The sequence below is a fragment of the Halomonas sp. McD50-4 genome (genome assembly GCF_022348135.1).
GTDB classification, from domain to species: Bacteria; Pseudomonadota; Gammaproteobacteria; order Pseudomonadales; family Halomonadaceae; genus Vreelandella; species Vreelandella piezotolerans.
Map to the genome: position 1 here is coordinate 163855 of NZ_JAKRFG010000001.1, position 26116 is coordinate 189970.

Below are 26116 nucleotides of genomic sequence, written 5' to 3' on the forward strand. Positions count from 1 at the left end.
CATGAGCGAACCTTTTTCATGGTGGGGCGTGCTGAGCGCCGCTGGCGTCCTTACCGGCCTGGGCATCGTGTTTGGCGCATTGTTGGGTATGGCAAGCGCTCGCTTCAAAGGCGAAGAGAACCCCCTCGTCGAGAACATCGATGCGCTGCTGCCTCAAACCCAATGTGGCCAGTGTGGCTACCCCGGTTGCCGCCCCTACGCCGAAGCGATCAATCAGGGCGACGCCATCAATAAGTGCCCTCCCGGGGGCGATACGACCATACAAGCACTGGCGGACCTGCTGGGCCGTGATCCCGCTCCACTGGACGGCGAAGCCACTGATGAGGATACGGTGGCCTACATTCGCGAAGCCGAGTGTATCGGCTGCACCAAGTGTATTCAGGCGTGCCCGGTGGATGCCATTGTCGGCGCGGCCAAACAGATGCATACGGTGATCGAGGACGAATGTACCGGCTGCGACCTCTGCGTGGCGCCCTGCCCGGTGGATTGCATCGATATGCTGCCCCGACGCAAACCGCTGACTCAGTGGGACCCGATCGTGAGCGACCGCCAACCACTTAGGAGCGTGCATGCGAGCCAATGACTTTCCAGGCGGCATCTACCCGCCCGAACGCAAAGAGCGCTCGAATCGAGCGCCGCTGCGCATCGCACCGCTGCCCAATGTGGTCGCGCTACCGCTGTCGCAACACACCGGTAAAGCGGCGCTGCCCTGCGTGAACGTGGGCGATGCGGTCGACACAGGCACGCCAGTCGCCCGTCGCGACGGAATGGTCTCAGCCAATGTGCACGCCAGTATCAGCGGCACCGTGATCGAGATCACCGATAGCGACATCGTCATTCAAGGCGATGGTGAAGATCGCCGGATAACGCTACCGCCATTGGATTGGCGCACCACCCATTGCGACGCGCTGCTATCAAGACTGGACGAGGCGGGGCTGGTGGGCCTGGGCGGTGCAGGCTTTCCAACCTACCTCAAAGCCAATGTCAGCCAGCAGCACGCGATTGACACGTTAGTGGTCAATGCCGCCGAGTGCGAGCCTTACATTACCGCCGATGACCTGACGCTACGTTACCATGCGGCGGATGTGCTCGAGGGAGCTCAGTTGCTGGCCCGTCTATGCGGAGCCGCACACATCATCGTCGGTATCGAAGATAACAAGCCTGAGGCCTGTCAAGCGCTCCAAGCCGTTCTCGCTGACCTTGGGCGGCCCGCCAAGGTGGCACTCAAGGTCATCGAGACGCGCTACCCCAGTGGGGGGGAACGCCAGCTCATCAAAAAACTGCTGAATCGCGACGTGCCCAGCGGCGGTCTACCCGCCGATATCGGCGTGCTGTGCCACAACCCCGGAACGCTGATGGCGGCACTGCAAGCGGTTCGCGATGGGACGCCAGTGGTAGAAAGAATCGTCACGCTCACCGGTGATGCCATTGATCATCCTGGCAACTACTGGGTGCGTGTAGGCACCTCGGTCGCGTCGCTTCTGGAGCAGGTGGGCTTAGTGCAAGAACGGCTCCATCGCGTGGTAGTCGGCGGGCCGATGATGGGTACGCCTCTAACCTCATTGGCCGCCCCCGTCACCAAAACCACCAACTGTCTGATTGCTGCCACACAAGAGGAGCTGCCGCCAGCGCCAGCGGAAGCCCCCTGCATTCGCTGCGGAGCGTGTGAAAGCGTGTGTCCTGCTCAATTGCTTCCCCAGCAGTTGCACTGGTATGCCCGCGCCCAAAACGACACCGCCCTCGACGCTCACCATCTGTTCGATTGCATCGAGTGCGGTGCCTGCAGCTACGTTTGCCCGAGCGCGATCCCCCTGGTGCAGGACTACCGCTCGGCGAAACAGCGCATTCGACATAAACGCATCGAGACCGCCAAAGCGGAACACGCCAAACATCGCTTCGAATTTCGTCAGGCACGGCTGGCCAGGGAAGAGGCAGAGAAGAAAGCGCGCCGCCAGGCTCGTCTTGCCCAACAGTCGCCCAGCGCGAATGGCACCATGGACTCGCCCTCCCTCCCCGTGGCGGATCTGCGCAGCTTGCGCATTGCTCAAACGGCTGCAAAAGCGGCCGTGCGTAAAGCGGAGAAAGTATTGGCGCGGGCTGCCGCTGAAGACCCGCAGCAGCGCCACGACGACTTGGAGACCCAACTCGCCACTGCTCAAGAGAATCTCAAAGCGGCAGAAGCGCGACTGGCCGAAGCCCGCGCCGCCAGTGAGAATAAGGAAGCCCCATGAGCATGATGCACGCCTCTCATCTAGCGGGCACCCCCTCGACAGCTCATATCATGCGCTGGGTCATCGCCGCCATGCTACCCGGTCTCGGGATGATGACGCTCTATTTTGGGCTCGGGGTGCTCAGCAACGTACTGATCGCGGCGCTTTTGGCCGTCGCCGCTGAAGCGTTCATTCTGAGACTACGCCGTCGCCCCGTCTGGCCAACGCTCAATGACGCCAGCGCCCTGCTCACCGGGGTATTGCTAGGTGCGTCGCTACCGCCTGCCAGCCCATGGTGGCTAATAGGCGTGGGTGTGATCGCCGCCGTCGTCGTTGCCAAGCAACTTTACGGTGGCTTGGGCCACAATCCGTTCAACCCTGCGATGGTGGGCTATGCGCTTCTGCTCGTATCGTTTCCCACGCAAATGACGCTCTGGGCGCCTCCACAAGCACTCTGGCCCGATACGTTATGGCCGCAAATATTAGGAACCGTGCCCATGACCACGCTGGATGCACTCAGCGGCGCTACGCCACTCGATGCCTTCAAACACAAGGGCGAGGCCGTGCTCGCCAGTGAGTTCTGGGCATCGTCGCCACTTCCAGAAGGCACGTTGGCGGCTTGGCGCAATATCGCCCTGGCATGGCTGATAGGGGGCTTGGTATTGATCGTCAAGCGGCTGATCAGTTGGCATATCCCGGTTGCCATGCTGGGCAGCATGCTGCTGCTCTCTGCGCTGTTTTACGCCAGCGACACCAGCCACTTTGCCTCTCCGCTGTTTCATCTTGTCACTGGGGCAACGCTGTTTGGCGCCTTTTTCATTGCCACCGACCCGGTGTCGTCAGCCACCAGCCGCCGGGGAAAGCTGCTCTACGGCGCGGGAATTGGGGTACTGATCATCCTGATTCGACATTTAGGCGGTTATCCCGATGCCGTCGCTTTTGCGGTGTTGCTGATGAACCTCTGCGTGCCACTGCTGGATACTGTCAGCGTACCACACCCAGTGGGGCAATCTACCGCTCACTCCGGAACCAAGAGGAGCGCGCCATGACGCCCCAGCACGCCATGCGACGCGGTGCGTTGGCTCTAGGCCTGTTTGCCCTCGTCACTGCCGGTAGCGTCACCCTCATCCGCGCCGTGACGGAGGAACGTATTGCCGCGCATCAGCTCGCCTATCAGCATCGTCAGCTGCAGGAAGTACTCCCCGCGCCACTGTCCACGGCACCGGTTCAAACCGTTCTAGAGGGCACGTTTTCGTTACCCGCTCCCTCATTATTGGGCTACAAGATGCCACAAGAGGGTTGGCGGGTGCAGCAAGGCGGCGACGCCGTCACCATTCTGCCGGTCGTTACCCGCCAAGGGTATAACGGCGAGATTCGCCTGCTAGTAGCCATTGACCAGAGCGGCGAGATAACCGGTGTGCGCGTCACTCACCATCAAGAGACGCCAGGGCTTGGCGACGATATCGAACGCTCCCGCAGCGACTGGATCACATCGTTCGACGGATTGAGCCTACAAAGCCTATCCCCCAGCGGCTGGGCGGTTCGTAAAGAGGGCGGCGACTTCGACAGTTTTACCGGCGCAACGATCACGCCACGGGCCGTGATCAACGCCGTACACGATACGTTACGCTATTATCACCAACAGCTCGCCCGGCAGGAGTCAGCCCTATGAGCCAATGGAGAGAGCTGGCCCGTGAAGGGCTTTGGTCGAACAATCCAGCGCTGGTGCAATTACTCGGACTATGCCCACTGCTGGCCGTCAGCGCCAGCCTGGTGAACGCATTAGGCTTGGCGCTGGCGACACTGTTGGTGCTGGTGGGATCCAGCACGACGATCTCGCTGATTCGCCACCAAGTGCCCAGCGCCGTGCGCTTGCCCGCGTTCGTCATGGTGATTGCCGCCTTCGTGACCTGCGCCGAGCTGCTGATGGCCGCGTTTGCTTATTCGCTGTATCAAATACTAGGCATCTTCATTCCGCTTATCGTGACCAACTGCGCCATATTGGGTCGCGCGGAGGCGTTTGCCTCCCGCCAACCCGTGCTGCCCGCGGCGATCGATGGTTTGATGATGGGATTGGGATTTGGTGCCGTGCTGGTGCTCATGGGCGCGATTCGCGAGCTCATGGGCCAGGGCACCCTATTGAGCGACATGGCGCTGCTGTTGGGGCCCGTGGCCGCTGACTGGCAGATCACCCTGGCGGCGGATTACCAGTTTCTCTTTTTCCTTCTTCCGCCTGGCGCTTTCTTCGTGGCCGGGCTTTTGATCGCACTCAAAAATGCGCTGGATGCGCGGCGTGCTTTCCGGGCAGCGCCGACGACGAGCACCCCGCGCGCCGAGCGGCGCGTGCGAGTGACCGGCACCATCAAGTAACCAAGAGAACACACCATGAATGCCCAAAAGCGTCATGAGATTTTCGCGCGCCTACAGGCGGAAAACCCGCACCCCACCACCGAACTCAACTGGAGCACGCCGTTCGAACTGCTCGCGGCGGTACTGCTTTCCGCCCAAGCCACCGACGTAGGCGTCAACAAAGCAACGGCCCGGCTTTTTCCGGTCGCCAATACGCCCCAAGCCATTATCGAACTAGGTATCGACGGCCTAAAACAGCACATCAAAACCATTGGGCTATTCAATACCAAGGCAGACAATCTCATGAAAACCTGCCACCTGCTGGTCGACCAGCATGGCGGTCAGGTCCCGCAAACTCGCAAAGCGCTTGAGGCGCTACCCGGGGTGGGTCGCAAGACCGCCAATGTGATTTTAAATACGGCCTTTGGTCAGCCTACCATTGCGGTGGATACGCACATTTTTCGCGTATCGAACCGCACCGGCATCGCCAAGGGCAAGGACGTCATCGAGGTCGAACGAAAGCTGCTGCGCCATGTTCCCAGCGCCTTCAAGCAAGACGCCCATCATTGGCTGATACTACATGGGCGTTACACGTGCATTGCGCGAAAACCTCGCTGCGGTAGCTGTATCATCGAAGATCTGTGCGACTATAAAGAAAAGACCGAGCTTGCCTAACCGCATGCCACCGCCAGGATCGTCCCATGCCAAGCACCACTGCTGACCTCTACCGCCAGCCTATTACCCAGCGTATCGATGCCCTGCTGCAACTTTCCAGGCAGCACGCCGAACGTTTTTGCAGCCCAGATGCCTGGCTGGCCCGCCAGCGCTATATGGCCAAGCATCCGACGTCGATTGTGGTGATGAAATGTATGGATGGCCGAATTCATATTCCTCACGCCACGCAGACACCGCTTGGAATCATCACACCGTTTCGTAATCTAGGCGGTATTTTCGACCTAGGCTGGCCTTATCTCGGCGAGCTGCTCACCGAGACTGTCTTGCAAGCCACTCAGAGCGGTCGCGCCACGCTGTTGCTGATTACTTACCATTTTTCTAACGGACATCCCGCACGGGGATGCGCCGGGTTCAACTGCGATGCCGACGCGGCCAAAGCCCACGCGTACGCCATTGCTCAGCAAGCAGGCCAGCTGTTTGGCCACGACCATCAGCAGGTCTACCCGCTCGTGTGCGGCTTTGAAACCGACAGCGACGCCATGATTCTTCACGGCCAAGGTGGCGAGGTGCTCGATATACGCGACTGGATCGATCGACCAGCGAATGATTTACACGCCACGTTAGCGAGCCTTTGTCCCGACATGCCTGATGATGTTCAACGAGATCTGCTGCCGCTGCTGGCGGGCAACATGGCTCATGTAAGCGAGCTAAGCGGCGTGACCCGAGAGCTCGACATCGAGCATCGCGAGTGGGTCATCTGCATAGGACGCGGCTTCGACTTCTTGCACCTACCTAACACCGCGTTGATCATCGGTCCCTACGGACCAGACCTGGCGGCCCCATTGTCGACCGCCGCAAGCATTATCGAGGCCAACATGCGTGCGGGGCGAATTCCCAAAGACGGTTTTATGCTTTTGGCGTCAACGCCTTACCAAGATAGCGGTGTGGACCGTGCGAGGGCCGTATTGAAATCGCGATTTTTATCGAATTTTGCCGAGCAGGTGATTCGCGATCATCACCCTGGGCTTGCCGACAAGATGCGCCGCCATACGGCGATCGTTCACTGGCCCACCCGGCGCATGGAGTCACTCGACGCCCCTTGCATCAGCAGTTGACGATATACGGCTTGCCAACGCGGCCACTCCCAGGAGCACGTGTCAAGCAACGCAGGCTGGCACGTCGGATCCAATAACCACGCTTTTAAACGATGAAACAGCCCCTCTTGCGTGCCATCATAGCGATATTCATTTGGGTAAAGCTCCGGGAAACAAAGCCGGTCCGGCACTAGCGGCGTGGCACCTCGTTGGGTGGCTTCCATGATGGCCAATCCTTGGAACTCATGCCAGGTGGTCGATACGACGATGCCGCCGCTTTCGAGCAGCGCGCGATACTTTTTTTCTGGCTGCGCCCCCCAGCAAACGATATGTGCCGCCAAACGCTCCTGGGCCTCGGCGAAAATCCCCGGCACCTCGCGAAACTGCTGTCCCAACACCGCCAACTCGAACGGCACTTGCTGGTCGCTAAGCTTGAACAGTACCTTGAAGAAATCCTCTGGGTTTTTGTCATACTCCCAGCGGTGGTTCCAAATCAGTCGCTGCGGATTGGAGTTGACGACCGCACGACCACCGGCGGCAGCAATCGGCACGGGCACGATGCGGGCCGCTCTCCGCAAACGCTCAAGGGGTTGGGCCGCGGGCAGATTCTCCGGCATTTTTTTCAAGAAACGTCGCGCGCCATCGAAAAAGGAGTCACGGTTGTAGGCCGTGTTGAATACCAGCTCATCTGCCGCCAGCGCAGCGTACAGGTTGACCATCTTTGCCTCGACTTGGGGAATTTGCTCGCTGGATTCCGGGTAAGCAAACTGATTTTCATGAAAATAGACCACCTTGCGTGCCTGTCCTAAGTGGGGGAACAATCCCACCAACGTGGCGATATCCACCATGGAAGTCGCCAGGACCACATCGTAGCGCTGGCTCAATGTCGCCTGCTCTTTCAACCACCAACTCAAAGGGTTGCCACGAATACGCCAAGAGAAGTGACGCGCTGGCAAGCTCAGCAGCGTCCATTCGACCTCGGCCACCTCCGCCATCAATGTATTTGCCCAATAGCGGTGGCTAACCGCTTCGTAAGCCGATAACAATAAAATGCGCATCATCTCTCTACCGGTGAAACGTCCTCGCCGTATGTCACATTCGGCCAAGGTCGTCTTGGCCGAATGCCTCACGCTACATACACTTAAATCATCGCTTGCAGTCTGACTGCGCATCTAACGCCGCTGGGGAAACCGTAATGGCCAATGTATTAGTGGTCGATGATGAACCGAATATTCTACTGTCCCTCGAGTTCCTCATGTCCCATGCCGGGCTGACGGTGATTACCGCTACCGACGGTGAAACGGCATTGCAGCGAATTGCCGACACCTCTCCCGACCTGCTGCTGCTAGACATTAGCCTGCCGGGTATCAGTGGCTTCGAAGTATTGGAACAGCTGCGTCGCTCAGAGCGCGAGCGGCACCTGCCGGTCATCATGTTAACGGCACATGGACGGGAAGTAGAGCGCGAAAAGGGATTAGCGTTGGGTGCCGATGACTACGTTACCAAGCCGTTCTCGACCCACCAATTGGTCGAGAAAGTCAAAGCACTGCTTGGCGAGGGTGACACATGATGTTCAAAGGCCTTCCAAAGCGACAGCGCCTGCTGGGTGCTTGGCTGCTTCTCAGTGGCATCAGCCTGTTGGGCGGCGTGCTGTTTGCGGCGTGGCTGGATAGTCAGATCGCGCTATCCGGCTTGCCGCGTGTGGCGCTTTGGCTTGGCAGCCTTTCCGGGGGTATGACATTGTGCCTGATGGGCGTACTGCTAGAACGTCGGTTATTAGCGCCCTTACGGCATTTACAAACTCAGTTGGCCCGGTGGGTGGCCAACCCAGACGCCCAAGACGAGGAGGCTCCAGAAGGTTGGCTAAAAGGGCTAGGGCCTGATCTACGCCGCGTCAGCCAAAGCTGGCGCGCCGACCGCATGCGGCTCGCCACCGCCCATGCCGAGGGGGCGCGTAGCGCTTCGCGTATTCGGCAAGAGTTGGAAACCCTGCTTCAGGTACTGGAAACACCACTGCTGCTGTGTGATCGGCATCGTCGGGTGATGCTGTTCAATCAAGCCGCCGAAACGTTCTTTACTGGCAATACCGGGTTAGGGCTGGGGAAGCGCCTAGATGCCCTACTGCCGACCGCAACGCTAGCCAATGCCATGGCACAACTGCCCGACGATGGTTCACCACGTGAAATGCTCACCCACTGCGGCCAGCGCTGGGTAAAAGTGGTGATTCGGCGGGTTCCCGGCAGTGAGCGCGAGACGCTCGTGACCTGTAGCGATGCCACGACCACTTGGAACAATGAAATGGGCGTGCGGGCCGAGCTCAACCGTCGCCTCCCGCCACTGCGCCAGCATGCCGCCAACGTTAGCAGTGCCGTCGACGCGCTGCGTCATATCCACGCCGCGAACGTCCCCCTTGAACTGCGAACACGCTTAGAGGGGGTCATGCACGATGAGAGCCAAGCACTGAATCAGCACGTGGCTGAGTTCGCCACGCTACTGGATGATCTTCAGTATCACGGTGAACGCTTGCGGCCCATTTGGTCCAATGACTTCTGGCAGGCGCTGGATGAGCGTCTCGACCCAGCCCACCGTTTGATTACACCGATTGGTGTTCCCGCTTGGTTCAAAGGGGATGCCCCGGCACTGATCGAACTCTTCACATCATTGGTGGACCATCTTCGCTGCCACTTGCCTACCCGTGGCTTTGAAGGAGAAATCTCGCTTCAACCGAAACGTGCCTACGTTGACTTGATGTGGCAGGGCGCGCCCGTTCCTGAAGGCGAACTCAGCGTTTGGCGAGATACGATCTTGAACACGCTACCACTTGGCCCGGCGGTGGCCGATATTCTGCGTCAGCACGCCACCGATATTTGGAGCGTAGCCGATGCGGATAAGCGCCATGCTCGACTGCGACTCCCGCTACCCGCGATTACACAAACTCACGCGCCAAGGGAGATGGCTCCCCCTCGTCCGGAATTTCATGATTTTGGTATCGCACAGCTACCTGCGCCCGACGAAGCCCTCGCCCATCGGGCTCTACGCTGCTTGGAGATCGTGGCGTTCGATACGGAAACCACTGGTCTCGAGCTACGCCGGGGAGACACGGTGGTAAGCCTTGGCGCTTGTCGCATCGTCAATGGCCGCTTATTGGCAAGCGACGCGTTCGATCACTACGTCGATCCCCAACGGCCCATTCCCGCCGCCAGCACCGTCATTCATGGCATTACCGATGCGGACGTAGCGGATGCAGAACCGCTTCACACCGTGTTGGGCCAGTTCCGGGATTACGTTGGGGACGCCGTCATGCTCGCTCATAATGCGGCGTTCGACATGTTGGCCATCAGCGGGCACGGCGTTCATTTCGACATCCCCGTGCTGGACACGCTGCTGATCTCCAAAGCGCTAGATGAAGCGCTGGATGGGCACGACCTGGATACGTTAGCCAGGCGTTATGATTTACATTTTCCGCCTAACACCCGGCATACCGCACTGGGCGATGCTCGCGTCACCGCCGAGCTTTGGCTAGCCCTCTTGCCCCGCTTGGAAGCCCGCGGCATCGACACGTTAGAGGAGCTGCTGGTCCTCCAGGCCAATGCGTTCGATAAGGAAGACGCCAGTGCGCCATAATGCACCTGCCCCTCACCCTCGGCAGCAGGCGCGTCGCCTCGCCCTGGGGCTGCTGGCGCTGTTTTTATTCAGCCCGCCCATCTTACTTATAGTCGATCGGTTGCCTGGTATACTGGGCTGGCTACCGCTCTATCTCTTCTTGACTTGGGGGTCGGTGATTGGCCTGGCTGCCTGGCTGGCCGAACGACCCAAACAACCATGAACATGCGCAGCGACTGGGTAGTGTTGGGCGCCGCCTTTGGTTACTTAGCCCTGCTTTTCTTGGTCGCAGCCTGGGGGGACCGACGAGCCGAACAGGGGCGCTCACTCATCAACTCGCCTACTGTCTATGCGTTATCGATAGCCGTGTACTGTACCGCCTGGACGTTTTACGGCAGCGTCGGGCGCGCAGCGCAGTTCGGACCTAGCTTCTTGCTGATCTATTTGGGACCCACGCTGGCCATGCTGCTGGCCCCTTTTACCTTGCGCAAAATGGTGCGGATCGCCGCTCGGCAGCGTATCACTTCCATCGCCGATTTCATTAGCGCCCGCTATGGGAAAAGTGCGCTACTTGGCGCACTGGTGGCCGTCATGGCATTGATCACGATTACGCCGTATATAGCACTCCAGCTCAAAGCCATTACGGTGAGTCATGCGGTGCTGATGAACTATCCCCTAGGTGCCGATACCACACTCGAACACGAACGCTTCTGGATGGATCGCTCCTTTTGGATTGCGATCGTCTTGGCCCTGTTCATCATTCTGTTCGGCACGCGTCATCTTGATGCCAGCGAGCGACATGAAGGCATGGTAGCGGCCATCGCCGTCGAGTCCTTGGTCAAACTGGTGGCGTTTCTGGCAGTCGGTATCTTCGTCACTTTCCTCCTGTTCGAAGGCCCTGGCGCTCTTCTAGCAGCCACCGCCGAGGCGCCAGCACTCATCACTAGCATGCATTTGGAGAACGTTCCTGGTGGTGCGACGGGCTGGGTCGGCATGCTAATGCTCGCGTTTTTGGCCTTCTTCACGTTGCCCAGGCAGTTTCAAGTCTTGGTCGTAGAGAGCGTGGATGAGCAGCACTTGGAGCGTGCCAGTTGGCTCTTTCCGCTCTATTTGCTACTGATCAACCTGTTCGTCATTCCTATTGCGTTGGCAGGCGTCCTCTTGGGCGAGAGTGACCCGGATAGCTTCGTGCTCACGCTACCGCTCTCCGCAGAGCTAGATGGTTTACCACTATTGGTGTTCATTGGTGGACTCTCGGCGGCCACCGGCATGGTCATCGTCGAAACCATCGCGCTGTCTACCATGGTGAGTAACCAACTAGTGATGCCACTTTTATTAAAACTAAAAGGCTGGCAAACAGGACGCCATGGTCGCCTCGCCATTTGGCTTTTGAACATCCGGCGTATCGCCATTTTGGTCATTTTGATCATGGGCTATCTCTACCATGCACTGATTGGCGATAGCTACAGTTTGGTGACTATTGGACTGGTCTCGTTTGCGGGCGTGGCACAATTTGCCCCTGCGCTATTGATCGGCCTTTATTGGCGCGGGGCGACTCGTCAAGGCGCCACCTGTGGGTTAGTGGCAGGCTTTTGGGTATGGTGCTACACGCTGCTACTGCCGGGATTTGCCCAGTCCGGTTGGTTGGAAGCTGAGTTCATGACACAAGGCCCTTGGGGCATCGGCTGGCTCGCCCCCTACGCCTTACTGGGACTCAGCGGGTGGGATATCTACACACACTCGCTATTTTGGAGCATGACCGCAAACGTCGGCTTATTGGTCGCGGTGTCGCTCTTCACGCGAGCCACGCCCATGGAGCAGGCGCAGGCAGCGCTCTTCACCGAGGCTCTGCACCCCCATTTACCTACAGCGTCTAGCTGGCAAGGCCAAACTACCGAAGGTGACTTGTATGCCCTACTCGTCCGCTATCTGGGCCATGGGGCAACACACAAGGTATTTCGCAACGCCCCTCCTTCGCTCTTGAAGGAGACCGATGCTCAGCAACGTCCCGCGTCGAGAGAGTTGATCACTCGTGCCGAACAAGCTCTGGCCGGGTCGCTTGGCAACGCGTCTGCCAGCGTCTTGATACACTCCGTTCTACGCGGTGAGGCACTGGACATGGCCTCGATACTCACCATTCTCGACACGACCTCGCAGGCTTTGGAGTACAACCGCCAATTAGAGCAAAAATCCCAGGAGTTAGCTCGAATTGGCGAGGAGCTGCGCCGTGCCAACGAGCAGCTGCGGGAAGTGGATCGAATGAAGGATGAGTTCGTGGCGATGGTCAGTCACGAGCTTCGCACTCCGCTCACTTCCATCCGTTCGTTTGCCGAGATTTTGCGTGACACACCCACCATTGAGGCTGAAAAACGCCAGCAATTTCTGGACATCATGGTGCTCGAGAGTGAGCGCTTGTCTCGATTGATCGACGAAATTCTTGACTTGGCGCGGCTCGAGAGCGGCCACCTATCCCTCCAGCCCATTACCGTTGACTTGATTCACATTGCGCAGCAAAGCCGCCAAGTACTGGCACGACTGCACGCCGAGCAGGGCATCGATGTCGAGTGGGTCTGTGATGTCTCCAATGCGCCCGTCATGGCCGATCCAGATCGCCTTGAACAGGTCATCATCAATCTGTTGGAGAATGCGCGAAAGTTTGCCAACCCAGAACATCCGCGCATACGTTTACACGTTTACGAAGCGGACCAAGGATATTGCCTGAGCATTGAGGATAATGGGCCAGGCATCCCGATCGGTGAACGTGACAATGTATTCGAAAAGTTTTATCAATTGACGTTATCGAAAAACGAGCATGCGTCTCACCGGCCCAAAGGAAGCGGTTTAGGCTTACCCATCAGCCGTGCCATTATTCACCACTTAGATGGCGAGCTTTGGGTAGACGCTTCTTCTTTAGGCGGTGCTGCGATGACGCTTTCGCTTCCACGACACATCGTTTAAGTAAACAATTGTGTCATTCAACGCACTGTGACCTAGTGTAACTAGCACACGTTTGTATTTTTACGCTATTCTGCGCGTCCGCCCATTTTCCCTCTGACAGTTGGAGCAGCGGCATTATGCAAGGGTCAGCGCAAGATAAGACGACTACCGACCAGTACACCATTGCCATACAGCCAATTGTCGACGCTTGCCTACAACATGTAGCTGATGAGCTACTGTATCGTGGCGACTGTTCGGCCATTAGTGCCGCCGTCTTCGATGATGTGCAAGCCACCGCTCGAGCTTGTGCTGTCGCTATTTATGAAATTGGCCTGGATAAACTGTGTGGCCAACGTAAGCTTTTTAACAATGCCTCTGGCGAGTGGTTACTCAACCCCGATTTAGGCGGCCTGCCGCAGAGTCAAATCGTCATTGAAATACTCGAAGATACCGAGGTCAATGACGTGCTATTGAGTGCATTGCGTAAGCTGAAACACCAAGGCTATACATTAGCGCTTGATGATTTCGAATTGACCGACGCAAACCGTGCACTATTAGCCTTAGCGGATATTGTTAAATTCGATATTTCTACCGGGCTCCCCACTGCGCTCATTCAACGCCTTTATAAAGAGGGCTATACGCTGTTAGCCGAGCGCGTAGAAACTTACGAAGAGTTTGAAAAGTGTAAGGCGCTTGGATTTAGCTTATTTCAAGGGTATTTTTACCAGCGGCCTCAGGTACAAACCACAAACACGCAGCGACATAGCACGTCACGCGCTAATCAAATGCAACTGCTGGCTAAGCTTTACAGCGATAGAGTGCGCTTCTACTTTGAGTACGCTCATTGCCCGTGACCCCTATTTATTGAACGCCGTCCTCAAACGCGCCAATTCGGCAGAAAAGGCAGCTCAGCACCCTGTCCACAAACTACTCGACTGTATTCATATCATCGGATTGAAAGAGTTACGCACGCTGGTATCGATCATCATGCTAGCGGGCAATAATCCAGCGAGCAAAATCAACCTCATTAGCGGATTGACTCGGGGATTTGCATGCGAAGCACTTGCCGAACAACGCGGGTTAGACGAGGAAGAAGGCTTTATCACCGGACTCTTTTCGCATATGCCGGTCATCATAGGGATCGACCTCGAAACGATGCTTAAGGAGCTACCACTGAGCCAGCCGATCCATCAGGCGCTTATCCAGCGTCAAGGCCCACTTGGCGAGCTGCTTGCACATATCGAAGCCACTGAGCGCGGCGGCCCTCCTGACGATGTGCCTGCAGAGTTGATACTGCAGGCGGCGGCTGAAGCACGAACGCTAATGGACTCGCACATTAGCTAGTGGGCGGGTTCTCCCGGCGAGGGTCTGGCTCGAACATCGCATCGCCCACTTCATCGATATAGCGCTGCGCCTTCGACACCATCAAGGCGTCGCAGGCGTCCCGCCCAGGCACCATGTCAGAACGCTCGAAACGGTGCTCCTGCGCCCCGCCCTGATTGTCCAGTTTGCGAATCCAACCGCTTACCCGATACTGACCACTTTGATGATCGGGCTGCGAAACGATGAGATACTCTTTGTACTCCACCGGTTCGGCGGCTTTGGTGCCGGTGTTCGTTTCGTCGCTACCATGGCCCCCAAACAGGCCTGAAAGCAATCTTTTAAACATAAAGACTCCTGGTAGGCGGTGGCCAGTGTTCACTGGCCACCGCTCAACGCTAGCTCTGCTGACGGCCTTTGCCAGCGGCAATACGCAGACGCAGCGCGTTCAGCTTAATGAAGCCTTCGGCGTCTTTTTGGTTATACGCACCCGCGTCGTCTTCAAACGTGGCAATGGACTCATCGAACAGAGACTGCTCGGACTTACGGCCAACGACCGTTGCGTTGCCTTTGTACAGCTTCATACGCACCACGCCAGAAACACTCTTCTGGGTCTCGTCGATAGCGGCTTGCAGCATGCGGCGTTCAGGGCTCCACCAATAGCCGTTGTAGATCACTTCGGCATACTTGGGCATGAGCTGATCTTTAAGATGCGCTTCTTCACGATCCAGCGTCAGTGATTCGATCGCACGGTGGGCACGCAGCATGATCGTACCCCCCGGCGTTTCGTAGCAACCCCGCGACTTCATGCCCACGTAGCGGTTTTCGACGATATCCAAACGTCCGATACCGTTGTCGCCACCCAGCTTGTTGAGCTTTTCGAGCACTTCGTGCGGCTTCATCGTTTCGCCATCGATGGCCACGATGTCGCCTTTCTCGAACGTCAGCTCAACGTAAGTGGGCTGCTCGGGCGCAGCTTCGGGAGAAACACTCCAGCGCCACATGTCCTCTTCGGCTTCCGCCCACGGATCTTCCAGAATGCCGCCTTCATAGGAGATGTGCAGCAGGTTGGCGTCCATGGAGTAGGGAGATTTCTTTTTCTTGTTGGAGAAATCCACCGGGATGCTGTGCTCTTCGCAGTAAGCCATCAGCTTTTCGCGGGACGTCAGGTCCCACTCGCGCCAGGGAGCAATGACTTTAACGCCCGGCTTTAGCGCGTAACCGCCTAGTTCGAAACGCACTTGATCGTTACCTTTACCCGTTGCGCCATGGGAGATGGCATCGGCGCCAGTTTCATTGGCGATTTCGATCAGGCGCTTGGCGATCAGCGGGCGAGCGATGGAGGTGCCCAGCAGGTACTCACCTTCATAGATGGTATTGGCACGAAACATCGGAAAGACGTAGTCACGCACGAACTCTTCGCGTAGATCTTCGATGTAAATCTCTTTGACGCCGAGAGCCTGAGCCTTGGCGCGGGCAGGCTCGACTTCTTCACCCTGACCGATGTCGGCAGTAAAGGTCACAACCTCGCAGTTGTAGGTTTCTTGCAACCACTTAACGATAACGGATGTGTCCAGGCCGCCTGAATATGCCAGCACAACCTTTTTGACATCGGACATTCTTTGCTCCTTGTAAAAAGCAGTTCACCAGAAGGAGTAGCGCCCTTACGCACTACTTGTTCATTCAAACTGTCAGTATAGCGTTCTCGATGCCCAGCGAATACCGTCAACGACGCCTTGGGGGTAAAGCTGCTAGAATCACCCAAACCCTAGCGGCTAGCTTGACCGCTACCCCTGACCGACTACTCGCTTTATTAAGGAGAGCTGCATGAGCGAGGCAATTGCCCGCGAATTGATGGCCCAGCGTTTTCGCAGTTACTTACCGGTTGTCATTGATTTGGAGACAGGTGGGTTTAACGCCCAAACGGACGCCGTGTTGGAGATTGCAGCGGTCACACTCACCATGGACCCCGACGGCAATTTACTGCCTGATGCCACCTACGCGTATCATGTTCACCCTTTTGAAGGCGCCAACGTCGAGCAATCAGCGTTGGATTTCACCGGCATCAATCTGGATGACCCGCTTCGTCGGCACGTTGCGTTGAGCGAGGCTGAAGCACTAGGGGAAATATTTCGACCCATACGCAAATCGCTAAAGGCGCACGGCTGCTCGCGAGCGATCCTCGTCGGCCATAATGCTGCTTTTGATCATGGCTTTTTGAACGCGGCGGCCAACCGTTGCAACGTGAAGCGCAATCCGTTTCACCCCTTTTCCAGTTTCGACACGGCGACGTTGGCGGGGTTTGTGTATGGACAAACCGTGCTCGCCAGAGCGTGCCGTGCCGCGGGGATCGAGTTCGACAACAAGGCGGCCCACTCGGCACGCTATGACACCGAGCGAACGGCCGAACTGTTTTGCGCCATGGTCAACCGCTACAAAGACTTAGGCGGCTGGCGGCTGGCTCAGCGTGAACAAGCGCTAGATGGCGGCGATGAATAAATCCGCCAGCAGCGCGTTTGAAACAGCATCTAATGCACCAGAAATGGCTTTACGATAGACTTTACGTCATTTACGAGCGCTTGGCTCTCAGGCAAGCAATGCAGCCAACGCTTGCCGCCACAATGTGATATCCCACCCGTTTTGAGGAGATGAGACGTTCCCATGGCCCAGCATAATGCCTTTTACGCCCAGTCCGGTGGCGTTACCGCCGTCATCAATGCCAGCGCCTGTGGCGTTATCGAAGCTTGCCGGCAAGCCCCTGATCAGATCGGCAAGGTGTATGCCGGCCATAACGGCATTATTGGTGCACTGACGGAAGATTTGATCGATGTCACTCAGGAGAGCGATGACGCCATTGCCGCTCTGCGACACACCCCGGGCGGAGCGTTTGGCTCTTGTCGCTACAAGCTGAAAGACATCGATACGCACCGCGCGCAGTACGAGCGTCTTATCGAGGTTTTCAAAGCGCACGACATTCGCTATTTCTTCTACAACGGCGGTGGCGACAGTGCCGATACCTGCCTAAAAGTCTCGCAGCTCTCCGAAAAACTAGGGTATCCGCTGACGGCCATTCACGTTCCCAAAACCGTCGACAATGATCTTCCCATCACGGATAACAGCCCTGGTTTCGGCAGCGTCGCGAAGTACATCGCCACCTCGACCCGGGAAGCGTCGTTGGATATCGCGTCCATGTGCGCCACGTCGACCAAGGTGTTCGTACTGGAAGTGATGGGACGCCATGCGGGCTGGATTGCTGCGGCTGGAGGCCTGGCTGGCGAAGGAGAAGGCGAGCCACCGCACCTGATTATCTTCCCGGAAGTGGCATTTAACCGCAAAGCGGTCATGGCGCGAGTCGATGAAAGCGTCAAAAAATTTGGCTACTGCGTGATCGTGGTGTCGGAAGGCGCGCGCTACGAAGATGGCACTTTCCTTGCGGATGCAGGCAATACCGATGCCTTTGGTCACCGCCAGCTAGGCGGCGTGGCGCCCACCCTGGCCGGCATGATCAAGCAGGACCTGGGCTACAAATACCATTGGGCCGTGGCCGACTACCTGCAGCGTGCGGCGCGTCACTTGGCTTCCAAAACCGATGTTGAACAAGCTTATGCCGTTGGCCGTGAAGCGGTCACGCTGGCGCTGGCGGGCAAAAACTCCATGATGCCGGCCATACGCCGCATCTCACAAAGCCCGTACCAGTGGGACGTGATTTCTGCTCCGCTATCGCAAATCGCCAACCAAGAGAAGTTCATGCCCCGCGACTTTATCAGCGAAAGCGGTTTCGATATTACCCAAGCCTGCCGTGACTACTTATCACCGCTGATCCAGGGCGAAGATTTTCCGCCGTTCGAGAATGGTCTTCCGAAAGTCGCCAAGTTGAAGCTTGCGAAAGTGGAACAGAAGTTGCCAACCTTCACGCTGTAACCTCTGTTCTAACATCAGAGATGGCGAAAGATAAAAGGGCGATGACTCGTGTCATCGCCCTTTTGACATTCGCAGTATGCGCTTGAAAGGTGCCTAGCGCAGCAGCCACGAAAGCACCAACAGCAGCAGCAAAATACCCGCCACGCCCTGCCAAAAGCGTCGAGACTCGGTGCGGGGCTCTTCGCGTTGCACAGCACGCCCCAGGGGTAGCCTCAGCGCGTGAAGGAACTCCGACATCCGTCGAAAACGCAGTGGCCGTTGCGGGTCCAGCGCGCGACGCAGCGCCTCGTCAAGCGCAGGGGTAATCTCTGGATTGGTGGTACGAGCGCTACGGTAGCTGAGGTCTTCCAGATCGGTATGGCAACGCAACTTATTGGGGGTAAGCGTATAAGGTAATGCCCCGGTCAAAAGCCAGTAGACCGTAGAAGCCAACGAATACTGGTCGCTGCGGCGACCCACGCTGTCGCCAAGCGCATACTCTGGAGCTGTATGTTCGTTGAAACCGATTTGCCGAAGCAGCTCGCCCGAGTGGCGGTGTCCATCGACTTCTCGCATATGGCAAGCACTAAAGTCAGCGAGCACGAGCTTACCGTGCGAGTCGATAAGCACGTTGTCAGGCATGATCTGTTGGTGAATGATGTCGCGATGGTGCAGGGCTTGGACCGCCTTACCCAACTGGTTAGCGATATCCAAACGCTGAGCAAGACTGGCCTGGGGGTGCCGCTCGGCCCATTGACGCAGCGTCTCACCTTCTACGTTCTGCATGAGGTAATAGAGGTATCTTCGCGGGCGTGATGGTTCCATGACCTTGACGACAAAGGGGGAGTTCACCCGCTCGACCACCCACTGCTGCAGCAAAAAGTGCTCTAGATAGGCGTTACGCAACGATAGCTCGGGGCTTGGTGCCTTCATCACCATGACACGATCACTGTAGACATCGCGGACGCGATACACCCTCGACTGTGCATTGCGTGACAGCACGGCCTGCACCTCCAACCCATCTAGACGCTCGCCGGGAGCCAATTCGGGAGGAATGGGCAGGTCGCCATATAGTAAGCTGGGGTGATCGGTTGCCTCCTCCGGCAGTTCGTCGATGCGGAGTAATTGGAAGCAAAATTGATCGCCGCCATACCCTCGCTCTTGCGCGCGCTGCTTTGCCTCGCCAGCCAAGCGCTCGCAAGCAGCATCTAGGTCGCTAGCATCTTGGCGAATGAGTCGCACATAATCAGAGGGCATCAAGGTGCCGCGCACGGCCTGAGTGGTGAAAACGAACAAGTCACCCTGCTTCAAGCCCAGATGGGTGTAATCGATATCGACGCTGCCATCCATGCCTAACGCGCGAGAGGGGTAGCGATATCCGCCCACATCGGTCACGTGATCACGGGTAAGCTGCTCAAACTCGGCACCTCGCAAGCGAAAGACCAGCGTATCTCCCATGTGAAACAGATGACCTTCGCGACCTAAAAACACCATGGCCGAGAGCGACGAGACGAAGCTACCCTCTTTGACATGCTGGCTCTGGCTGTAACACCAACTATTCAACGCACGTAGCACGCGGGTTGCCGACGTCTTGGGGTCCCAGTGGTCAGGCGTGGAGTAATAATCGGCGAGAAATCCGCGCACGCTCAAATCCCCCGCCTGCTTCGCCATCGTATTGCGAGAAATCGAGTCACTAATCACTGCGCAGCCGCCCTTTAACTTCAACAGCGGCGCTTCTGGTAGGCGTACCGACATTGAACTGCGGTGCTGCCGGCGTTCTGGGGCTACGAACGCTTGTCCATAACTCATTAGCAACTGGGCGTGCGCCAACTCATCCTCCTAGACTTACGGCTCACCATCGCAACGATCATTGCGAGCACTTCTCGCGATCCTTACAGCATCAGGCGCTATCATACATGCTGGCATGACGAAGCGATGCCCACCAAACGTCGAGAGTAGCACAAAAAGACACCCTGCCATGCCCACTACCCAGCCAATGCACCAAGAGACGCCACCGAGATCGCCGAGGAAGGTCAAGCTGCCATCGATGCGGGTATGTGACGGCAAACACCTATGTCGCATTGGTAATCTATCGACCTTGTTCGTATAATTCTTCACCATTAATGCAATGCATCAACTGCTTAGCTACTGCAATCTGCACTAGGTAAGAAAAGCCAAGCCAAGGAACCAACGATGAACTTTGATAACATCCCCGCTGGAAAGGATTTGCCCAACGATATCTACGTGGCCATTGAAATTCCTGCTAACCACGCGCCGATTAAGTACGAAATCGACAAGGATATGGGTGCCCTCCTCGTTGATCGTTTCATGGCTACACCCATGTTCTACCCGGCCAACTACGGCTTCATTCCGCATACTCTGGCAGATGACGGCGACCCCTTGGACGCCCTGGTCGTCACTCCTCACCCGGTTGCGCCCGGCAGCATCATTCGCGCACGCCCGGTGGGCATCTTGAACATGACCGATGAAGCGGGTGAAGATGCCAAACTGGTCTGCGTACCGCACCCGAAACTTTCATCGCTGTATGACGACGTTCAGGAAGTGACCGATCTGCCCGAACTGTTGCGCCAACAAATCGCACACTTCTTCGAGAACTACAAAGACCTCGAAAAAGGCAAGTGGGTGAAAGTCGAGTCTTGGGAAGGCGTAGAAGCTGCGCGTAAAGCTATCGAAAAATCGGCCGCTGCTTACAAGAAAGCATAAGCCTCACTGCCCTATGAAAGGCCGCCTCTCGAGGCGGCCTTTTACGTAGGGATGAACGGCGTAGGACCGCGTCACGTCACCGCAGACAGTACGCCAACCTCGACAGGTGCGTTATCCTGCTCTTTTGCGCCCTTTCGATATCACTGCGTAAGGATACTACGTGCCACTCATGCGACGTTTCAGCTTGTTTTTCATGCTCTGTTGGCTACCTCTATTCGCCCACGGGCAGTGGTTCTCTTCCAGCAGCGACAGCGACTTCTTGCCCGTCATGGAAGCGTTTCAGCCGAGCGCATGGCACGATGGGGAAACGCTGAGCGTTGGCTTCGACATTGCCGATGCCTACTATCTTTACCGTCATCAGCTGTCGGTCACAAGCGAGCAACCCTCCATTGAACTCGGTACGCCCACCCTGCCACAGGGCATCTTTACTACTGATGAATTCATGGGAGACGTGTACGTTTTCCGCGAAAAAGTAGTGTTCGATATCCCGCTTAGCCAACCCTATAGCGGTCCTATCGACATCGCGTTGACCTTTCAGGGATGTGCCGATGCAGGGCTGTGCTACCCGCCAGAGCAAATTACCTTGACGGCTTCTGAAGCGTCGCCCCCCAGCGTATTTGCCCACTGGCAAAACGAGAAAACATCAAGCGCATCAACGTCGACTGCTTCAGGCGAATCCGCATCAAACGACTCAGCGTCACTAGCGGGCGGAAACATTGGCTTCGCTGCGCCGCAAAGTGAGGATAGCCAATTCAGCGCGCTCATCAGCAATACCAGTTTACCGCTCGCTCTTGGGCTCTTTTTTCTCGCGGGTATCGGTCTTACCTTTACCCCCTGCGTGCTGCCCATGATCCCAATCCTGGCGTCCATCGTCGTTGGACAGAACCCCACCAAACCCCGTGCTTTCTTACTTTCTGCCAGCTACGTACTGGGCATGTCCGTCACTTATGCGCTGGTTGGCGTATTGATGGGCCTATTTGGCGCGGGGCTGAACCTCCAGGCACGTTTACAGTCTGCACCGGTTCTGATCACCTTCGCCATTCTGTTTAGCCTTTTTGCGTTGGCGATGTTTGGTGCGTTCGATCTACGTGTCTCGCCACGTCTTGCCGGTAAAGTAGACACCTGGCAAGCACGCGCCCAGCGCAGCGGCCCACTTGGTCTCGCCGCTGCCGGCGCGCTATCGGTACTGGTGGTATCACCTTGCGTCACGGCCCCCCTTGCGGGCGCATTAGTATTCATCTCCTCAACCGGAGATGCCGCCATGGGCGGCGCCGTGCTGTTTGCACTAGGGCTCGGCATGGGGGTCCCACTACTGCTCGTCGGCACGTTTGGCGCCACACTGTTGCCACGCTCTGGCGGCTGGATGAATGGCGTCAAAATTGCGTTTGGCCTGTTATTACTCGGCGTTGCCGTTTGGATGGTCGAGCGTTTGATCGCCCCCTCAGTGGTGCTCTTGCTGTGGGCGGCGCTAGCCATCGGCAGCGCACTTGCACTTGGCGCTCTCACGACGGCAAGCACGTCTGGCTGGGCCAAAGTGCGCCAAACGCTAGGCTTGATGCTACTGGCATGGGGGGTCGCTCTGGTGCTTGGCGCGGCTCAAGGCAGTAGCAACCCGCTTCGCCCTCTGGCGGCCACTACCTCTGGCACTGCCCAGGCCGTGGACACGCTAGAATTTGAAGACGTCGACAGTCTCGATGCGCTAGAGGCTGCCCTAGCGCAAGCCTCACACGAAGGACGTCCCGTATTTGCACACTTCACTGCCGATTGGTGTATATCGTGCAAACTCATGGAGCGTGATGTCTACCCGACTCCGCAAGTCGCCGAGGCGTTGAACGATTTTCAACTCATTTCGGTCGATGTCACGAAGACCAATACGCAGAGCCGAGAACTACTCGATCATTTCCAACTCTTTGGTCCTCCTAGCCTGCTACTGTTTGACCAAGGGCAAGAAGTGCGTGAAGCGCGTATCCAAGGGGAGGTGTCTGCCGGAGCCCTCGTGCAGCATTTAAATGCCTTCAAACGCTGGCAAGAGAGCTAGACAGGCAACACGCTAAACGACAGCGCTTCAGCACACCTTTACAGCCACTGTGACGCGAACGTCGTCAAACAATTGTTTAAATCGCAAAATTTGCTCCTCTTTAGGTGGATACTAGACACTGGTAGAGTTTTTCGGCAAACTCCGCAGCCATATTTGCTAAAAATGCATCTTTTAGCGATGAGCGTGGGGTAACGTTCGAGATCGTGCCTCGTTCTCTTCGTTTTTGAATTTGGTTTACTGCGCTTGCGAGCGCCACGCGATACGGGCCTAGTCGGCCTGTGACAACGTGCTAATTTGATCAACTTTTGGGGCCTACGGATGGATATTCGCAAAGTCAAAAAACTAATCGAGCTGCTGGAAGAGTCCAATATCAGCGAAATCGAAATTCAAGAAGGTGAAGAGTCGGTTCGTATTAGCCGTCACCCCAATGGCGCCGTTTGGCAGCCGCAGCCAATGCCGCAGTACGCGCAGCCCGCACCGGCAGCTCCTCAAGCATCGGCAGCCACTTCGCCGGCCGAAGCCGAGCCTCAGGGTGCCAGCTACCGTGGTGAAGCCGTCAACTCCCCCATGGTAGGCACCTTTTACCGCAGCCCGGCACCGGGTGCCAAAGCCTTCGTTGAAGTGGGCGACACCGTGAAGCAAGGCGATACCGTTTGTATCGTCGAAGCCATGAAAATGATGAACCAAATCGAAGCTGACCGCGATGGCGTGGTCGAGGCCATCCTAGTGGAAGATGGCGAGCCAGTGGAATTCGATCAACCGATGATCGTCCTCGCTTAATCTTTCATATCAACACGGGTGGATTCTCCCATGCTGGACAAGGTACTTATCGCGAACCGCGGCGAGATTGCCCTTCGTATCTTACGCGCCTGCAAAGAACTCGGGATCAAAACCGTAGCGGTTCACTCCAAGGCAGATCGCGAACTGATGCACGTTCGTCTCGCCGATGAAGCCGTGTGTATCGGCCCCGCCTCATCAGCGCAGTCGTACTTAAACATCCCGGCGTTGATCAGCGCGGCGGAAGTCACTGATTCGAGCGCCATTCACCCCGGTTATGGCTTTCTCTCTGAGAATGCCAACTTTGCCGAGCAGGTAGAGCGCTCGGGGTTCACCTTCATCGGCCCGCGCGCTGAGACCATCCGCTTAATGGGCGACAAAGTGAGCGCTATCAACGCCATGAAAGCGGCGGGCGTTCCCACTGTGCCTGGCTCCGATGGGCCGCTTGGCGACGATGACGCCACCAACTTGGCCACAGCGAAGCGCATTGGCTATCCGGTGATCATCAAGGCAGCGGCGGGTGGCGGCGGCCGCGGTATGCGCGTGGTGCACACCGAAGGCCACTTACTGTCTGCCATTACCGTCACGCAAACCGAAGCGCATGCAGCCTTCGGCGACGGAACGGTCTACATGGAGAAGTTTCTAGAGAAGCCTCGCCATGTGGAGGTGCAGGTATTGGCTGACGGCCAGGGGAATGCCATTCACCTCTATGACCGCGACTGTTCGCTGCAGCGTCGACATCAGAAAGTGTTAGAAGAAGCACCTGCGCCAGGCCTCGATCCTGACGCGCGCGCGAAAGTACTCGACGCTTGTCGCCAAGCGTGTATCGAGATCAACTATCGCGGCGCGGGCACTTTCGAATTCCTCTACGAAGATGGTGAATTCTTCTTCATCGAAATGAACACCCGTGTTCAGGTCGAGCACCCGGTGACGGAAATGGTGACGGGTGTCGATATCGTCAAAGAGCAGCTGCGCATTGCAGCCTGCCTACCCCTGTCGATTCGCCAGGAAGATGTGAAGCTGAACGGCCATGCGTTCGAATGTCGTATTAACGCTGAAGATTCGCGCACCTTCATGCCGTCTCCCGGCAAGGTGACCCTGTTTCACGCGCCTGGTGGGCTCGGCGTTCGCATGGACTCACACCTGTATACCGGCTACACCGTACCGCCGCATTACGACTCCTTGATCGGTAAGTTGATTACCTGGGGCGCTGACCGCGACATCGCCTTGACGCGCATGCGCAACGCACTCGACGAGCTGCTGGTCGAAGGCATCAAAACCAATATCGACCTGCAGAAAGACCTGGTCCGCGATAGCTACTTCCGCCAGGGCGGTGTCAATATCCACTACCTCGAGAAAAAGCTGAGCAGCTAATCTTTTGGTGGCGACGATGCCCGCCTATTGGCGGGCATTTTCGTGAGGTGGCCCCTATCATTCCGCTAATGTACCCGCTTCGTGATGTCGTCTTGATGATATCACCCGTTTGTTTCTTCCTTATTCGCCGTGGAGACTCCCCATGCCCTGGCTCCAATTAAAAGCACACGTCGCTCCCGAACAAGCCGAGCTTCTCGAAGAATTACTGCTCGAAGAGGGCGCGACGGCAATTGGTATGCAAGATGCCCACGACGACCCGGTCTTCGAACCCGAGCGCGGCACGACACCGCTATGGCAAGACACCATATTGACGGGGCTTTACGACGATCTTGATGGGATCGATGGCATGCTGAGCCGTATCGAAGCGGCTTGGGCAGAACAGATGCCAGGTGAACCCTGTCCGGCCATCGAATACGAACTGCTAGCAGACCGCGACTGGGAGCGGGAGTGGATGGATGACTTCACGCCGCTGCGCATGGGGGAACGACTATGGATCGTGCCGAGTTGGCATGAGCCGCCCGAGGCGGGCGCGGTCAATCTGATCCTTGACCCGGGCCTTGCGTTCGGGACCGGCACTCATCCGACCACCGCGCTGTGTCTCGAGTGGCTGGATGGTTTAGCGGTAAACCATGAACTGCAGGGCAAAGATGTGCTGGACGTCGGCTGTGGCTCTGGCATTCTCGCCATTGCGGCCTTGAAGCTAGGCGCCTCACACGCCGATGGAACGGATATCGACCCGCAAGCATTGCAGGCTAGCCGGGACAATGCCGAGCGCAATGCCATCGACGACCAGCAGTTCACTCTCTGTTACCCCGAACAGTTGGAAGGCGGCCCCTACCCCATCGTTACAGCCAACATTTTGGCAGGCCCACTGGTCGAGCTATCCAATACGATTGCTGGACACGTGGCCCCTGGTGGCCGTATCGCGCTATCAGGCATACTAGCCAATCAAGCCACTGAAGTACGGGAAGCCTACGAAGCACAAGGGCTCTACATGGATGAGCCTACCCTTCGAGAGGGGTGGGTGCGTTTGACAGGCCGTCGCCCCGCATAAAATCGGGATTGGCCTTCAATAGCTTGCCGAGTAGGCGTATCATACGCTCCCTTGAAACGCC

General features: G+C 57.2%; 24 protein-coding genes. 20 read left to right on the plus strand and 4 right to left on the minus strand.

Annotation, left to right across the window (positions count from 1 at the left end; genetic code table 11):
* Position 1: 1 nt before the first annotated feature.
* The 7 genes from rsxB to MHM85_RS00840 are packed head-to-tail and all read left to right on the plus strand — an operon-like array spanning position 2 to position 6349.
* Positions 2-583, plus strand: coding sequence for an electron transport complex subunit RsxB (gene rsxB / locus MHM85_RS00810; RefSeq protein ID WP_153843361.1), 582 nt, complete (start codon positions 2-4; stop codon positions 581-583).
* Positions 570-2231: an electron transport complex subunit RsxC gene (gene rsxC, locus MHM85_RS00815; protein WP_239283350.1), complete on the plus strand. Its 1662-nt coding sequence runs from the start codon at positions 570-572 to the stop codon at positions 2229-2231. Before rsxB ends, rsxC begins: the two co-directional genes overlap by 14 nt.
* Positions 2228-3259, plus strand: coding sequence for an RnfABCDGE type electron transport complex subunit D (locus tag MHM85_RS00820; RefSeq protein ID WP_239283357.1), 1032 nt, complete (start codon positions 2228-2230; stop codon positions 3257-3259). Before rsxC ends, MHM85_RS00820 begins: the two co-directional genes overlap by 4 nt.
* A complete protein-coding gene (rsxG, locus tag MHM85_RS00825; RefSeq protein ID WP_239283359.1) occupies positions 3256-3882 on the plus strand; it encodes an electron transport complex subunit RsxG in 627 nt (208 codons plus the stop codon). Before MHM85_RS00820 ends, rsxG begins: the two co-directional genes overlap by 4 nt.
* Entirely contained in the window at positions 3879-4580 is a 702-nt protein-coding gene (locus MHM85_RS00830) for an electron transport complex subunit E (protein ID WP_239283361.1), read from the plus strand. Before rsxG ends, MHM85_RS00830 begins: the two co-directional genes overlap by 4 nt.
* A gap of 15 nt (positions 4581-4595) precedes the next feature.
* Positions 4596-5234, plus strand: coding sequence for an endonuclease III (gene nth, locus MHM85_RS00835; RefSeq protein WP_239283363.1), 639 nt, complete (start codon positions 4596-4598; stop codon positions 5232-5234).
* Positions 5235-5260: 26 nt separating this feature from the next.
* On the plus strand, positions 5261-6349 hold the full coding sequence (locus tag MHM85_RS00840; RefSeq protein WP_239283370.1) for a hypothetical protein: 1089 nt from the start codon (positions 5261-5263) through the stop codon (positions 6347-6349).
* Here the strand turns inward: MHM85_RS00840 and MHM85_RS00845 are convergent.
* A complete protein-coding gene (locus MHM85_RS00845) occupies positions 6295-7386 on the minus strand; it encodes a DUF3524 domain-containing protein (RefSeq protein WP_239283372.1) in 1092 nt (363 codons plus the stop codon). The genes MHM85_RS00840 and MHM85_RS00845 overlap by 55 nt on opposite strands.
* Positions 7387-7523: 137 nt before the next feature.
* On the opposite strand from MHM85_RS00845, the gene MHM85_RS00850 reads away from it, so the two are divergent.
* From MHM85_RS00850 to MHM85_RS00875, 6 genes are all read left to right on the plus strand, one after another.
* On the plus strand, positions 7524-7898 hold the full coding sequence (locus MHM85_RS00850) for a response regulator (RefSeq protein ID WP_239283382.1): 375 nt from the start codon (positions 7524-7526) through the stop codon (positions 7896-7898).
* Positions 7895-9952, plus strand: coding sequence for a 3'-5' exonuclease (locus MHM85_RS00855; protein ID WP_239283388.1), 2058 nt, complete (start codon positions 7895-7897; stop codon positions 9950-9952). The genes MHM85_RS00850 and MHM85_RS00855 overlap by 4 nt, the downstream gene beginning before the upstream one ends.
* Entirely contained in the window at positions 9942-10154 is a 213-nt protein-coding gene (locus MHM85_RS00860) for a hypothetical protein (RefSeq protein WP_239283390.1), read from the plus strand. Before MHM85_RS00855 ends, MHM85_RS00860 begins: the two co-directional genes overlap by 11 nt.
* Before the next feature lie 2 nt (positions 10155-10156).
* Complete coding sequence (locus MHM85_RS00865; RefSeq protein ID WP_239284464.1) at positions 10157-12889, plus strand: sensor histidine kinase; 2733 nt, start codon at positions 10157-10159, stop codon at positions 12887-12889.
* 116 nt (positions 12890-13005) lie between these two features.
* Positions 13006-13722: an EAL domain-containing protein gene (locus tag MHM85_RS00870; protein WP_239283398.1), complete on the plus strand. Its 717-nt coding sequence runs from the start codon at positions 13006-13008 to the stop codon at positions 13720-13722.
* Entirely contained in the window at positions 13700-14212 is a 513-nt protein-coding gene (locus MHM85_RS00875) for an HDOD domain-containing protein (RefSeq protein ID WP_239283400.1), read from the plus strand. Before MHM85_RS00870 ends, MHM85_RS00875 begins: the two co-directional genes overlap by 23 nt.
* Here the strand turns inward: MHM85_RS00875 and MHM85_RS00880 are convergent.
* Positions 14205-14537, minus strand: coding sequence for an HlyU family transcriptional regulator (locus MHM85_RS00880; RefSeq protein WP_153843371.1), 333 nt, complete (start codon positions 14535-14537; stop codon positions 14205-14207). The two genes, MHM85_RS00875 and MHM85_RS00880, sit on opposite strands and share 8 nt — an antisense overlap.
* Positions 14538-14586: 49 nt before the next feature.
* Positions 14587-15807, minus strand: a complete 1221-nt coding sequence (locus MHM85_RS00885; RefSeq protein ID WP_139527400.1) for an argininosuccinate synthase — start codon at positions 15805-15807, stop codon at positions 14587-14589.
* Between the two features lie 208 nt (positions 15808-16015).
* On the opposite strand from MHM85_RS00885, the gene rnt reads away from it, so the two are divergent.
* Both rnt and MHM85_RS00895 read left to right on the plus strand, forming a co-directional pair.
* Positions 16016-16687 (plus strand): ribonuclease T, encoded by a 672-nt coding sequence (gene rnt, locus MHM85_RS00890; protein ID WP_139527398.1) that lies wholly within the window; start codon positions 16016-16018, stop codon positions 16685-16687.
* 162 nt (positions 16688-16849) lie between these two features.
* On the plus strand, positions 16850-18109 hold the full coding sequence (locus MHM85_RS00895) for a 6-phosphofructokinase (protein WP_139527396.1): 1260 nt from the start codon (positions 16850-16852) through the stop codon (positions 18107-18109).
* Between the two features lie 93 nt (positions 18110-18202).
* On the opposite strand, the gene MHM85_RS00900 is transcribed toward MHM85_RS00895, so the two are convergent.
* Entirely contained in the window at positions 18203-19918 is a 1716-nt protein-coding gene (locus tag MHM85_RS00900; RefSeq protein ID WP_239283402.1) for a bifunctional protein-serine/threonine kinase/phosphatase, read from the minus strand.
* A 363-nt stretch (positions 19919-20281) separates the two neighbouring features.
* Between MHM85_RS00900 and ppa the strand changes: the two genes are divergently transcribed.
* The 5 genes from ppa to prmA all read left to right on the plus strand — a co-directional run bounded on the left by ppa (position 20282) and on the right by prmA (position 26055).
* Positions 20282-20812: an inorganic diphosphatase gene (gene ppa, locus MHM85_RS00905; protein ID WP_139527394.1), complete on the plus strand. Its 531-nt coding sequence runs from the start codon at positions 20282-20284 to the stop codon at positions 20810-20812.
* A 169-nt stretch (positions 20813-20981) separates the two neighbouring features.
* Positions 20982-22850, plus strand: a complete 1869-nt coding sequence (dsbD, locus tag MHM85_RS00910) for a protein-disulfide reductase DsbD (RefSeq protein WP_239283410.1) — start codon at positions 20982-20984, stop codon at positions 22848-22850.
* Positions 22851-23168: 318 nt separating this feature from the next.
* The gene (gene accB, locus MHM85_RS00915) at positions 23169-23630 is read left to right on the plus strand and encodes an acetyl-CoA carboxylase biotin carboxyl carrier protein (RefSeq protein ID WP_139527392.1); all 462 of its coding nucleotides are present in this window, start codon (positions 23169-23171) and stop codon (positions 23628-23630) included.
* A gap of 30 nt (positions 23631-23660) precedes the next feature.
* A complete protein-coding gene (gene accC / locus MHM85_RS00920) occupies positions 23661-25001 on the plus strand; it encodes an acetyl-CoA carboxylase biotin carboxylase subunit (RefSeq protein ID WP_239283421.1) in 1341 nt (446 codons plus the stop codon).
* Between the two features lie 142 nt (positions 25002-25143).
* Complete coding sequence (gene prmA, locus MHM85_RS00925; protein ID WP_153843375.1) at positions 25144-26055, plus strand: 50S ribosomal protein L11 methyltransferase; 912 nt, start codon at positions 25144-25146, stop codon at positions 26053-26055.
* Positions 26056-26116: the final 61 nt, after the last annotated feature.